At 37.4% G+C, this 13,990-nt stretch carries 14 protein-coding genes; 10 read left to right on the top strand and 4 right to left on the bottom strand.

Annotation, left to right across the window (positions count from 1 at the left end; all coding sequences use genetic code 11):
• Nucleotides 1-6 precede the first annotated feature (6 nt).
• The 5 genes from KO02_RS08405 (at nucleotide 7) to KO02_RS08385 (ending at nucleotide 3,875) form a co-directional block, all read left to right on the top strand.
• Nucleotides 7-885, top strand: coding sequence for a cell division protein FtsX (locus KO02_RS08405; RefSeq protein ID WP_038697486.1), 879 nt, complete (start codon nucleotides 7-9; stop codon nucleotides 883-885).
• A gap of 2 nt (nucleotides 886-887) precedes the next feature.
• Nucleotides 888-1,118, top strand: coding sequence for a DUF3098 domain-containing protein (locus KO02_RS08400; protein WP_038697484.1), 231 nt, complete (start codon nucleotides 888-890; stop codon nucleotides 1,116-1,118).
• Between the two features lie 15 nt (nucleotides 1,119-1,133).
• Nucleotides 1,134-1,949, top strand: a complete 816-nt coding sequence (locus KO02_RS08395) for an undecaprenyl-diphosphate phosphatase (RefSeq protein WP_038697481.1) — start codon at nucleotides 1,134-1,136, stop codon at nucleotides 1,947-1,949.
• A gap of 170 nt (nucleotides 1,950-2,119) precedes the next feature.
• Nucleotides 2,120-2,857, top strand: coding sequence for a tRNA pseudouridine(55) synthase TruB (truB, locus tag KO02_RS08390; RefSeq protein ID WP_038697479.1), 738 nt, complete (start codon nucleotides 2,120-2,122; stop codon nucleotides 2,855-2,857).
• Nucleotides 2,858-2,900: 43 nt separating this feature from the next.
• Complete coding sequence (locus tag KO02_RS08385; RefSeq protein WP_038697476.1) at nucleotides 2,901-3,875, top strand: bifunctional riboflavin kinase/FAD synthetase; 975 nt, start codon at nucleotides 2,901-2,903, stop codon at nucleotides 3,873-3,875.
• 68 nt (nucleotides 3,876-3,943) lie between these two features.
• On the opposite strand, the gene KO02_RS08380 is transcribed toward KO02_RS08385, so the two are convergent.
• The gene (locus KO02_RS08380) at nucleotides 3,944-5,947 is read right to left on the bottom strand and encodes a M13 family metallopeptidase (protein WP_038697473.1); all 2,004 of its coding nucleotides are present in this window, start codon (nucleotides 5,945-5,947) and stop codon (nucleotides 3,944-3,946) included.
• 83 nt (nucleotides 5,948-6,030) lie between these two features.
• Between KO02_RS08380 and KO02_RS08375 the strand changes: the two genes are divergently transcribed.
• Genes KO02_RS08375 through KO02_RS08365 form a run of 3 tightly spaced genes read left to right on the top strand, consistent with a single transcriptional unit; the run spans nucleotide 6,031 to nucleotide 8,220 of the window.
• A complete protein-coding gene (locus tag KO02_RS08375) occupies nucleotides 6,031-6,672 on the top strand; it encodes a YgjP-like metallopeptidase domain-containing protein (RefSeq protein ID WP_038697471.1) in 642 nt (213 codons plus the stop codon).
• On the top strand, nucleotides 6,654-7,016 hold the full coding sequence (locus tag KO02_RS08370) for a hypothetical protein (RefSeq protein WP_038697469.1): 363 nt from the start codon (nucleotides 6,654-6,656) through the stop codon (nucleotides 7,014-7,016). The genes KO02_RS08375 and KO02_RS08370 overlap by 19 nt, the downstream gene beginning before the upstream one ends.
• Nucleotide 7,017: 1 nt before the next feature.
• On the top strand, nucleotides 7,018-8,220 hold the full coding sequence (locus KO02_RS08365) for an oxygenase MpaB family protein (protein WP_038697467.1): 1,203 nt from the start codon (nucleotides 7,018-7,020) through the stop codon (nucleotides 8,218-8,220).
• Nucleotides 8,221-8,225: 5 nt separating this feature from the next.
• On the opposite strand, the gene KO02_RS08360 is transcribed toward KO02_RS08365, so the two are convergent.
• Entirely contained in the window at nucleotides 8,226-9,275 is a 1,050-nt protein-coding gene (locus KO02_RS08360) for an alpha/beta hydrolase (RefSeq protein ID WP_038697465.1), read from the bottom strand.
• A 239-nt stretch (nucleotides 9,276-9,514) separates the two neighbouring features.
• Here KO02_RS08360 and KO02_RS08355 point away from each other — a divergent pair, with 239 nt between their 5' ends.
• Nucleotides 9,515-10,549, top strand: a complete 1,035-nt coding sequence (locus KO02_RS08355) for a L,D-transpeptidase (RefSeq protein ID WP_038697463.1) — start codon at nucleotides 9,515-9,517, stop codon at nucleotides 10,547-10,549.
• A gap of 80 nt (nucleotides 10,550-10,629) precedes the next feature.
• Nucleotides 10,630-11,388, top strand: coding sequence for a murein L,D-transpeptidase catalytic domain family protein (locus KO02_RS08350; protein ID WP_051959820.1), 759 nt, complete (start codon nucleotides 10,630-10,632; stop codon nucleotides 11,386-11,388).
• A 113-nt stretch (nucleotides 11,389-11,501) separates the two neighbouring features.
• Here the strand turns inward: KO02_RS08350 and KO02_RS08345 are convergent, their stop codons facing one another.
• Both KO02_RS08345 and KO02_RS08340 read right to left on the bottom strand, forming a co-directional pair.
• On the bottom strand, nucleotides 11,502-12,962 hold the full coding sequence (locus KO02_RS08345; protein WP_051959819.1) for an alanine/glycine:cation symporter family protein: 1,461 nt from the start codon (nucleotides 12,960-12,962) through the stop codon (nucleotides 11,502-11,504).
• Between the two features lie 175 nt (nucleotides 12,963-13,137).
• Complete coding sequence (locus tag KO02_RS08340) at nucleotides 13,138-13,989, bottom strand: UbiA-like polyprenyltransferase (protein ID WP_038697461.1); 852 nt, start codon at nucleotides 13,987-13,989, stop codon at nucleotides 13,138-13,140.
• Nucleotide 13,990: the final 1 nt, after the last annotated feature.

The raw sequence follows: 13,990 nt of genomic DNA, 5'->3' as shown, positions 1-13,990 counted from the left end.
CTTATTATGTCAGAATACGAATCAAGCACGCAAAAAAGAAAAACAAAATCAGTTTATGTCTCTACAGTTATTAGTATTGCATTAGTGCTTTTAGTGACTGGATTGCTAGGTCTATTACTTGTTCACGCAAAGAATTTATCTAAATACGTAAAAGAAAATATCGTTTTAAACGTAATCGTTAACGACGGTACCAACGAAGGAGACGTCCTTTCTCTACAAAAGGATTTGGAAAAGGATAATTATGTGCTCCGTTCAGAGTATATCAGCAAAGAACTAGCTGCCAAATCACTAAAAGAAGATTTAGGAGAAGACTTCGTACAATACTTAGGGCACAACCCTTTACTTCCATCAATTGATGTCTATATGAAGGAAGATTATGCAAACACCGATAGTATTAAAACCTTTATTGATAAAATCTCTCGCAACAGCAAGATCAAAGAAGTTGTTTATCAAGAATCTCTAATTGATATGGTCAATAAAAATGTCCGTATCATCAGTATCGTTGTATTAGCCTTTGCCGCGATTTTATTAGTAATTGCCGTAGCATTAATCAACAACACCATACGTCTAGCGATTTATTCTCAAAGATTTTTAATCAAAAGCATGCAATTAATTGGAGCAACGAAAAATTTCATTCGTAGACCATTTATCACCTACGGTATTATCCATGGATTATTAGGCTCTTTAATTGCTATTCTATTGTTAATATTTACATTAAAATTTGCACAGCAACAAATTCCAGAATTGGTATTTTTAAGAAACTGGTATGAGTTTGCAGCTATCTTTTTAGTAGTAATTGCAATCGGAATCCTAATTTCTGGCTTAAGTACATACTTTGCCGTTACCAAATATTTAAAAGCAAAATCTAACGATTTATACAGTTAAAAATGGCTCAAATCAAAAAATCCCCAACGACAAACAAAGGTTCATTTGTTTTCACAAAAGTAAATTATCAATTATTTATAGTAAGTATAATCATTGTTATCATTGGTTTCTTCTTAATGAGTGGTAAGACAGATATCTATAATTTCACTAAAATCACTTTAGCACCCATTGTCATCGTACTAGGCTTTGCATTGGGTTTTGTCGCCATTCTTTACAAACCAAAATCTAAATAAAAGAAAAGCCAAACTATGTCTTTATTTGAAGCCATCCTTCTAGCTATTGTAGAAGGCTTAACTGAATATCTTCCGATTTCGTCTACAGCACATATGGGATTTACTGCAGCTTTAATGGGTATGCAGGAAAGCGAATACCTTAAAATGTTTCAGGTATCTATCCAATTTGGTGCTATTCTTTCTATTGTAGTACTTTACTGGAAGAAATTTTTTGACGTTAAAAACATACAGCTCTATTATAAATTAGCAATCGCTGTTATCCCAGCGCTAGTTCTTGGAAAACTATTAGATGACAAAATTGAGGCCGTATTAGGGAATCAAATCGCTATTTCTACCGTTTTGGTACTAGGTGGTGTCGTTCTCTTATTTGTCGACAAATGGTTTAAGAATCCTAAAATTTTAGACGAGAAAGATATTCCTATTAAAAAAGCATTGATTATCGGTTTTTGGCAGTGTTTAGCGATGATGCCAGGAACTTCACGTTCTGCAGCCTCGATCATAGGGGGTCTGACCCAAGGGTTGGATAGAAAAGCTGCTGCTGAGTTTTCATTCTTTTTAGCCGTTCCTACGATGTTGGCAGTAACGGTTTATTCCGTTTTTGTAAAAACTTGGGGAGAAGGAACAGCCCATGCACAAAAAGGGTATGAAATGATACTTTCGAGCAATGAAAACATCATTGTTTTTATCGTAGGTAATGTTGTCGCATTTGTCGTTGCAATGATTGCTGTAAAGTCATTTATAACGGTTCTAACGAAATACGGATTTAAGTTCTGGGGCTGGTACCGCATTATTATTGGTATAGCTTTATTGGTGTTTTTTTGGAATAACTAATTCCTAAAACTATCTAAAATGCACTTCTACTTTCGGTATCTATCGTAAAAATTATTAGTACCTTTGCAAAAAAAGCAATTAAAGTTCAGCTTGATTTTATTCAATTAGACTTTGTTTCTAACAATACCCTAATTGAAAACAATAATCAATGATCTAATGCAAATTAATGAATGGAAAACAACGAAAAAGATCAAATAGAACAGGCATTTTCATTTGCCGAGGGTCAAATGTTATTGATAGATAAACCGCTTACTTGGACAAGTTTTGATGTGGTTGGTAAAATCCGAAACTCAATCAAACCTCTAAAAATAAAAGTAGGGCATGCAGGTACATTAGATCCATTAGCAACAGGATTGTTAATCGTATGTACAGGTAAATTCACGAAAAAAATAGACAGCTACCAAGCAGAAGACAAAGAGTATACCGGCACGATCACCTTAGGTGGTACTACCCCCTCTTACGATCTCGAAACAGAAGTTGATGAGACCTTTCCAACCGATCACATTACGGAACAGATGATTCACGATGCTGCGAAGAGTTTTGAGGGTGATATAGACCAATATCCTCCCGCTCATTCAGCTATCAAGATAAACGGAGAACGTATTTATGAAAAAGCACGTCGTGGTGAAACAGTCGAATTAAAAACTCGAAAAGTATCCATCAATAGCTTTATCATCGAAAAAATCGAAATGCCAATTGTCCATTTTAGAGTATCCTGTAGTAAAGGAACGTATATACGCTCACTCGCTTACGACTTTGGAAAAACACTCCATAGCGGTGGTCATCTCAGCTCGTTAAGAAGGACCAAAAGCGGCGAATACCATGTTGATAAAGCATGGTATTTAGAAGAATTAATCCACAAAATAAAGGCTCACAAAGAAATTAGTTTAACAGCACCTCAGGCTTAATATTGAGGTTCTTTTTGTTAATCTCCCGCAAATATTTCATTAAATGAAAATTTATAGAAGTTTAGATGATTTTAAAGCATTGGATAATGCAGTTGTCACCATAGGTACGTTTGACGGTGTACATATTGGTCATCAGAAGATATTAACTCATTTAAAAGAATGTGCAAAAAAAATCAATGGTGAAACGGTATTATTAACCTTCTACCCGCACCCAAGACTTATTATCAATCCTGATGATGATAGTTTACGTCTCATTAACGATATTGAGGAAAAAGTGAGTAGACTTGCGCAACTGGATATCGATCATTTAATCATCACCCCTTTTTCAAGGGATTTCTCAAACCAGACTCCAGAAGAATACATTAGTAATGTATTAGTTGGAAAACTGGGAACTAAAAAGATTGTCATAGGTTATGACCATCATTTCGGAAAAGATAGAAAAGGTTCATTAAAAGACCTTCAACAGTACGCTGATATTTTTGATTATTCGGTGGAACAAATACCCGAACAAGATATCAACGATGTAGCAGTATCATCGACCCGTATTCGTCTTGCATTGATAACTGGTGATATAAACACAGCAAACCTGTACCTCGGTTATCCATTCGAATTAACAGGAACAGTCATTAGAGGAGACCAAATTGGTAGAACCATTGGTTTTCCAACGGCCAACCTTCAAGTGCATGAACAACATAAGCTTATTCCAGCCTATGGTATTTACGCCGTAGAAGTACATATTTTCGATCACTTGCAAAATATTACAACTGGCGAATATATCGAAAACGAGCCCCATACAGTTGCGAAAGGAATGGGATATATTGGAACCCGTCCTACTGTAGACGGGATGAACAGAAGCATTGAAATCAGTCTATTTGATTTCAACGAAGATATCTATGGAAAGACATTACGTGTTAAATTTTTACACTTCATCCGTCATGATGAGCGATTTGATTCTTTACAAGAAATGAAAGATCAAATCCAAGAAGACGAAAGACAAATTAGAGCTTTACTTTTCTAAAATAAAAATTATAATAAAAAAGGGCCAGCGATAAACGCTGGCCCTTTTTTATTATAATTTAATCAGAACTACCAAATTACGATTCTATCATTTTTAGGGACAAATAACTTATCCCCTTCCTTGGTATCAAAGGCATCATGGAATCCATCCAAATTGATAATAGGTGCAAAAGCACGGTACTGCGCTGGCGAATGTGGATCGGTCTTCACTTGATTGACCACAAACTCATCCGTTGTTTTAGTTCTCCAGATAGTTGCCCAAGACAAGAAAAAGCGTTGTTCTTGCGTATATCCATCGATTAAACCTGGATTTCCTTTATCTTTCAAATACATCTTCAATGCATCAAAAGCAACGGAAGAACCGCCTAAATCACCAATGTTTTCACCTAAAGTAAAACGACCGTTCACCTTCACACCTGGTACAGGTTCGTAAGCCTCAAATTGTTTTACCAAAGCATCAGCAGAAGCTTCAAACTTAGTTTTATCCGCTTCAGTCCACCAATTGTTCAAGTTACCATTTCCGTCATACTTCGCACCTTGATCATCAAATCCATGAGACAACTCATGTCCGATAACTGCTCCGATACCACCAAAGTTAACCGCTGCATCTGCTTTATAGTCATAAAATGGTGGTTGTAAAATTGCTGCAGGAAATACGATTTCATTAAATAATGGGCTATAATAAGCATTGACAGTTTGAGGTGTCATTCCCCATTCGCTTTTATCTACAGGCTTACCCTGTTTCGCTAGGTTTTGCTCAAACGACCATTTTTGTGCACTCATTACATTGTCGAATAAGGATGATCCTACATTTAAAGTAGCGTAATCTTTCCATTTATCCGTATAACCAATCTTAACATTGAACTTAGCCAATTTTTCCAATGCCTTTACTTTAGTTTCCGCAGACATCCACTTCAAGTCATTGATATGCTGCTCAAAAGATTTGATCAGATAACCAACCAATTCTTCAGCTTGTTCTTTTGCTTCAGGAGGGAAATTTTCTTTTACATATAACTTTCCTAAAAGCTCTCCTGCAACACTGTTTACAAACTCAACACCTCTTTTTTCAAGATCGCGCTGCTCTTTTTGCCCTTTCAGTTTTTTACCCCAGAAATCAAAATTAAGCTGGTCCAAATCTGCCGTTAGATACGATGCAGCATCATTCATCACGTTAAATTTTAACACTTCTTTAATCGTTTCCAGATTCTCAGGCTTCAACACCTTGTCCAGATTTTGGTAATATGCCAGTTCCGAAACGATTACCGTATCCGACTTAAAACCAGTGTCTTTCAGATATTTTGCAATATCTATATTTTTGACCATTTTCTTCAGGTCGGAAACTGCAACAGGATTATAGCGTTTATCAGCATCACGAGATTGCTCTACTGTCTTTAGATTTTTAGCCAACTCCTTTTCAAAAGCAACGATTTTAGGACCTTTTAAGTCACGTGTACGTTGCCCTACTTTACTATACAGCGTCGAAATGAAGTTGGAGTAATCACCTAATGTTTCTGTGTTTTTAGCATCCACCACTTGATAATAAGAACGCCCTAAACCTAAACTTGCTGCTCCTAAATAAACTGTATTGACATTACTGTTTTTTAAATGCGCATATACATAAGCTCCAAAAAAAGGATTGCCACCGATTGGGGTCACCTCTACCAGATAATTATACAATCCATTAAAATCCTTTATTGCCTCTATTTTATCCAAATAAGGTTTAATCGGACTTATCCCCAATTGATTACGCTTATCAAAATCAATATAAGAATGATACAGATCACCGATCTTTTGACCGTCTGTACCTTTTTCAAATGTTGTACTTAGCGATTCTTTCAAAATCTTTAAAGTCGCAATATCCGTGTTTTCACGCAACTCGTCAAAAGATCCCCATCGCGCTTTATCTGAAGGTATCGATACTGTTTTCATCCACTGGCCATTTACAAAATTGTAAAAATCATCCTGAGGACGAACACTCTTATCCATAAATGCTGTATTGATAGCTGGATTTTGCTGTGCAAAGAGAACCCCTCCACACATCATTAAAGCAGCAAGAACTGAATGTTTTTTCATATTACCGTTTATTTGTTTTAATTTAATGACAAACTTAATAAAAGTAAGTATTAAGTTTACAAGGTCGAACATTTAATTTCTATATGTACATCGAAATCGCTGGAAAAAATTATAAAATCATGACAACGGACTCCAAAAACGTCCGATTGACTATACAACACAATACCCCGACCATCATCGCTCCAGCGGACATTGACATCGATACATTAGAGCAGTTTATCAAAAGCAAGAAAATCATTAATCCGGTTACTGAAGAAATCGAGTATCACAATCAGCCGCTTCGATTTTTTCAACAAAACTATTTACTCAAAATCATTAAGAACAGTCCTTCAAACAAGATACAGGTTAAAAATAAAACCGTTACCCTGTATTGTAAGGGAAATGCTGACTATCAAAAACGGCTAAAAGCTTGGGGAAAGCAGTTTGCACTACAGCAGTTGTCAGATTTAATCAGCTACTGGGAGCAAGAGTTGAAAGTCTTAGTAGGAACAATCAAACTTAGGGCATTGACAAAGAATCTATATATCCTTCATCCTAACAATAACATTACTTTTAGCAGCGCTATAACCTGCTTATCGGTTACAGAGCTCACCTACCTTACATTTAGGGCACTAGCAGAGCACTTTGCTTTTACCCCGCACCTAAGAGCAGCTTATTTTCCCGAAGAGCAGGATATGGAACACCAAATTGCTTATACACTAAAAACATGTCAACAATCAAATTAAACATAGCGATCACAGATACAGAAGTAAAGGAAGTCGAACAAAATTTCGCTTTACTACTTGATAAAATCACAGCGGAGGACCGCAAAAAGATACAGGAACTGGTATTCGATAGCCTAGCAGATAAAGATGGTGCTCCGCAGATTGGAGATCTTACCATCACGAACTTCACCTTTAACGAGAACCAAAAGAAGGGACAATTTCGCATCACCTTCAATATCGACCGTCAATTCTGTTGCAGCGATACAAGCTCCTGCCAGTCCGACTATATGGATTTCGATTTCACCTACGCATCCAATACCTTAGCAGCTGTGGGTCATTTTATGAGTTGGGATATGGACAATTAAAATGGAAATACCGAGCCGCTTTAAAACCAATACCTCCTCCTTCCACCATTATTGGACAATGGGTGCTGGAGTAGGTCTTTTAGAAAAACTACAGCAGAAACCAGATCTCAATCAGGCGAAAGATTTTATCCCTTACCTCTTCTCCTACGATGAGCTAGCCGATACGTTGGTCAAACAACTGCATCAACAAGTTGGATTTACCAAAGGGCAGCAGCTCATAAAAGATTATATCGCAGATCCAACTGCTGTCGCAGCCCCCTTTAAAGAAGCGCTAGATGTCTTTTTCAACCAGATAGACCCTTCGCCATCATGGCTCGATTGGGAGCTTCTGGAAAGGGGAATAGACCTTAGTCAACGCGCGGGGCTAAGTGGCTTAATTGTATTGCGCGATTACTGCCTTATGGGTGGTTACGAATCAGCGGCCATCAACAAGCCCTTAATTTATACAGGAGCTTTGAAAAAAGGAGCTGTAAAGCGACTTGCTGATACTGTAGATTTCTGGGTAGATGTCATGGGAAAAGGCGCTTTAAGAAGGAATCAGATTGGATTTCAGAAAGTCATTGAAACCCGCATGATCCACTCCTTCTCCCGGATCAATATTCTAGCTAAAACAAACTGGGACAAATCCGAATGGGGTATTCCACTCAATCACTGGGACATGCTAGCCACCAACCTGGGCTTTTCATTAGTCTTTATGGTGGGCTTACAGCGCATGAAGTTTCAAATTCTTCCGGAGGAGATAACAGGGCTCCTTCATCTCTGGAAATACATCGGTCACCTATTAGGTATTCCCCTGCAGCTGCTCCCAGATACCGAGCAGCAGGCTATCGAATCACTTTATTATTGGACTATGACACAAAAGGAAGGTGATGCCGATTCCAAATTATTAGCCCATGCACTTCAAGAGGAACCTATAGTAGCCTACTATCCAGAGTCCGCTTTAGGCCGTAAAATGATGCGGGAAATCCACCTGTACTACAACCATTACCTCTTGGGCAGTTATTCCTGTCGGCTTTTAGGACTCGATACAACAAAAATCGGTGCCATCGCCTATTTAAATGTATTAAAGAACAAAATGCGAAACAGCAAGGCTAAACTAGCACAACAGCGACATCTGCTTATCAAAAAAGGAAGAGCCGAACAATTGGAGGTCAAAAGAATCTACCTTACCTACAACAAACGAGCGAACAATAAAAATCAATAACTTACCTACTTATTCAAAGTGATACCGTTTGCTTTTAACATCGTCTTGAACTTTGCATTGCGGATATAGCTATTAAAGGCATGACTTTCCATGCCCGAAAAATCAGTTTTATCAAAACAAGTATATTCCTTTATCAGCTCATTGTATACATTATCTTTATAACCCAGATCTGTTGGATTCAGCTTATCGGCAAGAAATCCAAAAAATTTCTTAAGCATCTTATCCGTATTATTGATCGTGATATGTATTTTTTTCACCTGCGGACTAAAGGAACAAAAAGATTCATCGCCCACTTCTTTGGATTTAAAATCTTTTAAACCAACTGCGGGGGCCAACATGATGCAGGTAATCCGATTTTTATTCTCCATCAATTCTTTCGCATTATCAACATCGACTTTATGTATTTCCTTGATTTCTTTCACAAATTTCTCATTGAAATGCGGCTCGGCCAATGCACTCAAGACTACTGATGCGCCCCTACTGTGCGAAATGATATAAATATCTTTATTAGACATGGTATTCAGCACACGTCTTAAGCCAAACTCACCTGCCATCTGACTGAAGGACGTCGCCGTAAACCAAATTTTTGCACCTGCAAAAGGATTGCTCGTCCACAGACCGTCCCAATAAAAACGGACAATTTCATCGTCTTTCGTATTGATTTTAATGAGCTTTTGGATATAACCGTAGCTTTCATTCACCTCTTCGTTATTGGCATTAAAACCATGGACAAAAATAAAGACACGTTTCTTTGCCTTCACATGCTGTTTAAAATCTTTAAGTTTTTGAGTTTCAAACCCCGTTAGATCATCTGTGATACCCCGATCTGCCGCAATTTTCATCAAAGAGTAAGCGTCCCTTTTCCCGTTACGAGGAGGATTACCATAGGTCTTACGCCAATTATCAGGATAGAAATTACCATTTTGATCCACAAAAGAGTTGGATATATTAGGCTGGACAAATGAGTTAGGTTTCTGTGAAATAGGCACATTATGCATGATTCCACATGAAGTCATAAATACCAGAAATATTAAATAGCGTAAGTTTGAATGCATATAGCTTTACAGTAATTGAAATTATTGATACAACGTCGTCATTCGAAAATTGTTTTACTCCAACTCGATATATAGCCTACATAAAAAATTTAACTCATATTATTAAGAGAACCCGCGTGGAACTTAATCCACCCATAAATCTCGGCACTATGTTTGGTAATGAATTCATTCAGAAAAGGCACATCAGTTAGGTCATGAGCTTTTTTCTTATTGATCAACATCTTTTTGAGCCATATTTTATGAAGTATCTGTACATCAAAAACATATTAATAAATAGTGTTTTCGTATCCTTTCTGTTCATTTCTTGTCAACAAGGCCAACCCAAAAGTAGTGCACAAGGAAATCGCAATGATATTACCAAAGATTCAATAGCAACAGAAGATAAAAAAGAAAAGAAGGCTAAGACCGCAGATGATATCGAAATAACCAAAGAGCTGCAGTATACAAAGTATACATTAGAAGACACTTATCCCTATAAGGATACAGTGAGACAATTTCAATGGGATAAAATAAAAGAAAAACTGGCCTTTATTGAAAACTTTCAGGATGGCAGATCCATATATGGCGTTTTACAAAATTACCAAAATTCAAATGGAGAAGCACCAACCATACCCAATTTCAAAAGAGATGCATACAAGCGGGTTTCAGATTCATTAGGTACAGAGCGCTATCAGGCAACGCCGCTATATACTGAAGGAGAAACAAAGCTCCCAACCATCTATGGCAAAGATGGCTGGTTGGTCAAGCTACAGAGCAGTGACACCTTAAAGTATGTGAAAATTGCTGGAGTATCTTTTGAGGGAGAATGGGAAGTACCTAAAAAATACCTGAAAACCATTGGAAATTCGGTAATATATGATAAAGTTATCATTGTAGATGTTACAAACCAAAATATTTGCACCCTAGATCAAACAGAAAAAGGTTGGATCGTCCGCAGCATGAATCCCGCTACCACAGGCGTACATAAACCTCCACATGCTCAAGAGACACCTACAGGCATCTTTGTTCTCCAAGAGCATAAATCCAAAATGTTCTATTATAAAGACGGAACAAAGAGCATTGAAGGATATGCACCCTATGCCAGTCGTTTTACAGCCGGGGCCTATGTACATGGCGTTCCGGTAAATAATCCAAAAGGAAAAATAGTAGAATATAGCCAAACATTGGGTACCACACCACGTTCGCATATGTGTGTCAGAAATGCGTCATCACATGCCCAGTTTGTTTATAAAAGGTCAAAAGACCTTCAAACTTTAGTCGTAGTTATTGATTAACAATAATTAACACATTGATTTACAATTTTTTAGTATCTTTAATTCTTAAATTTGCAGTCGAAAACAATTAAGGATTACATATGGAGAAATTAGTGTTCATTTTATTTATAGGGTTATATGCATCTGTCTTTTCAGATTCAAAACATGTAACTAAACCAGAAATTGAAAAAAAAGAAATTGTAATTACTAAAGAAATATCAAAAGTAGATTCACTCTACCAGAGCATGAATCTCAAGAATGTTGTCAATTACAAGGCATTCAAAGAAGCGATGGAAGGCTATACTTTACTTCCTGCTAAAAATAAAGATGTATTATCAATCATCGATTTTACATTAGCATCTACAGAAAAAAGACTTGTCGTATTGGATCTCAAAAACGAAAAAGTACTTTATCATTCAGTCGTCTCTCACGGTAAAAATAGCGGTAGCAATTTTGCTACTTCATTTTCAAATCGACCAGAGTCTTACCAAAGCTCATTAGGCTTTTACGTTACAGAGAATACTTATCAAGGTGCCAACGGATACTCTTTAGTATTAAATGGGTTAGATAAAGGATTCAATGATAAAGCCAAATCAAGAGCTGTAGTCATTCATGGTGCCGACTATGCAAATCCGAGTGTCGTTAGCTCACTAGGGCGCTTAGGTCGCAGTTATGGATGCCCAGCACTGCCAAGAGCATTGAACAAGCCTATCATCAACACTATAAAGGATGGTACCTTGCTCTATATCTATGCTGATGACGAAGAATATCTCGCCAAATCAAAAGTATTGAATCAGCGTAACGAACTCATGGCACACTATCAAAAAGATATGGCCGATAAATTCGGAACCTTAAATTAATAAAAAAATGCCTTCAATAAATATTGAAGGCATTTTTCTTACATTTCCAACTGTTAATTGACCATCACCTCGTTCCTAAAATATCTGATACGAGCCCAATCTATAGCGTTCAGTTATTTGTCTTCATCCCAAAATTCAGCATTTTTTATACCCAAAGCCTTTGCACTAAAGCTTGGATTCTCTTCGCCATTTTTGCGTTTCTGTTTATAATCTTGCCACACCTTTAGCGCAGTTTTACTCATCAGTAATATCGCAATCAAATTCACATAAGCCATTAGGCCAACACCGATATCACCAATTGCCCAAGCCATTTCCGCAGTCTTAACCGAACCAAAATACACCGCAGAAAGAAAAATAACACGTAAAGACCAGATAACTAACGGACTTACCTTATTTGAAAAAATATAAGATAAATTAATTTCAGCATAGTAATAGTAAGCCATAACAGTCGTAAAAGCAAAGAAGAACAAAGCAATCGCAACAAAACCATTCCCGATCAGCGGAAAATGATGCGATACAGCCGCCTGCGTAAATGCAGTATAGTTCACACCAGGTACATGTTCTGCTATAAAACCCACGAGCTTTCCTGCGCCATCAAACTGCCCGACATTGTACTGATTCGTAAATAAAATCATAAGTCCTGTAGCTGTACATACAAATATCGTATCTACATAAACGGAAAAAGCCTGTACTAAACCCTGCTGTGCAGGATGACTGACATCTGCTGCTGCTGCTGCATGCGGAGCAGTTCCCTGCCCTGCTTCATTGGAATAGATACCTCTCTTCACACCCCAAGCAATCGCCATACCCACAATACCGCCAAAAGTAGCATCTAAACTAAAAGCAGAACTAAAGATCAAGCCAAATACATCAAAGATCTGGGTATAATTTAAAGCAATGATCACAAGTGCCATCAAGATATAGCCACCTGCCATAAACGGCACAACCAATTCAGCAACGCGACCGATACGCTGCACACCTCCAAAAATGATAACAGCGAGTAAAACCACTACAGCAATCCCAGTATAGGCAACCGGAATTTCGAAGGCGTTGTGCATAGAAGAAGCTATTGCATTACTTTGTACACCAGGTAATAAAAAACCTGTACTTGCTATGGTGATAACGGCAAACAATACAGCATACCACTTTACTCCTAGACATTTTTCAATATAATAAGCAGGTCCACCTTTAAATTCATCACCGACCTTTTGTTTATATACTTGCGCCAATGTAGACTCTACAAAGGCCGAAGAAGCTCCCAAAAAAGCAATCGCCCACATCCAAAAGATGGCCCCTGGCCCACCCATATAGATAGCCGTAGCCACACCAATAATATTTCCTGTACCTACACGACCCGAAATGGCTAATGCAAATGCCTGAAATGATGAGATGCCCTCGTTCGTTTCTTTCTTCTGAAACAATAAGCGCAACATATCTTTGATGTAAGTGAGCTGCAAGAATCCGGTCCGTATCGAAAAATACAAACCCGTCAATAGACATAAGTAAATAAAAATATCGCTCCAGACGAGATCAGAAGCAATTTTAACAAAATTTTCAAAATAATTATCGACCATAATTTAAGCTTTACAAATAATTGGGGTTAAGTTCATCTAAATAAGGCTTGAAAGTATAAATTTTTATTCAAAAAAGGCAGTAATAAAATTAAAAAAACGCAAAAAAGCCAAATTAATATTTGATTAATTTGGCTTTTACCATAAAAAATTATATCGAGCTAAACCTCAGCTTATGCTATTGCACAATAATGTCCAGCAAATAGAAAACAGCAAATATAACGGATGCTACACCATTGGTAGTCATAAAAGCGCGGTCTACACGGCTTAGGTCATTTGGGCTTACGATCCTATGTTGATAGATCAATAAGCAACCATAGAATATAACCCCTATATAATACAACCAACCTACTTCCATATATAAAACAGGCAGTAATACAAATATAAACGAGCAGACGTGCAATACTTCTGAGAAACGCAATGCCCCATTAGTACCCAGTAAAACAGGAATAGAATTCAACTTATTTTCACGATCAAAAGCTTCATCCTGCAAGGCATATATAATATCAAATCCACTCACCCAACACAATACAGCAAGCCCATACAATACAGGTACGATATGAAATTGCCCTGTCACCACCAGATATGCGCCTACCGGAGCTAAGCCTAAACCTAAGCCCAGTACCAAATGGCACAAAGCTGTAATCCGCTTAGTATAAGAGTAAAAGAGTACGACAAGTAAAGCAATAGGTGACAACATAAAACACAAACTATTGATAAAATAAGTCGCTATTACAAAAAGTAAGCAATTGAGGATGGTAAACCATAATGCACCCTTTGCAGATATGCGTCCAGCAGGTATATCCCGCATAGCTGTTCTCGGATTGATCAGATCAATATCCCGATCCAAGTAGCGGTTAAAGGCCATCGCAGCATTGCGTGCAGTTACCATACACACTAACATAAGCACCAACAACTTCCAATCAAAAGTATGATTGGTCGTATGTAATGCTAAGAAAAAACCGATTAGAGCAAAAGGTAGCGCAAAGATACTATGCGCAAACAGCACCAAAGATAAATACTTCTTCATT

This window comes from Sphingobacterium sp. ML3W (assembly GCF_000747525.1).
GTDB lineage: Bacteria > Bacteroidota > Bacteroidia > Sphingobacteriales > Sphingobacteriaceae > Sphingobacterium.
Note: the sequence above shows the minus strand (reverse complement) of the source record. Positions and strands in the feature narration are given on the sequence as shown.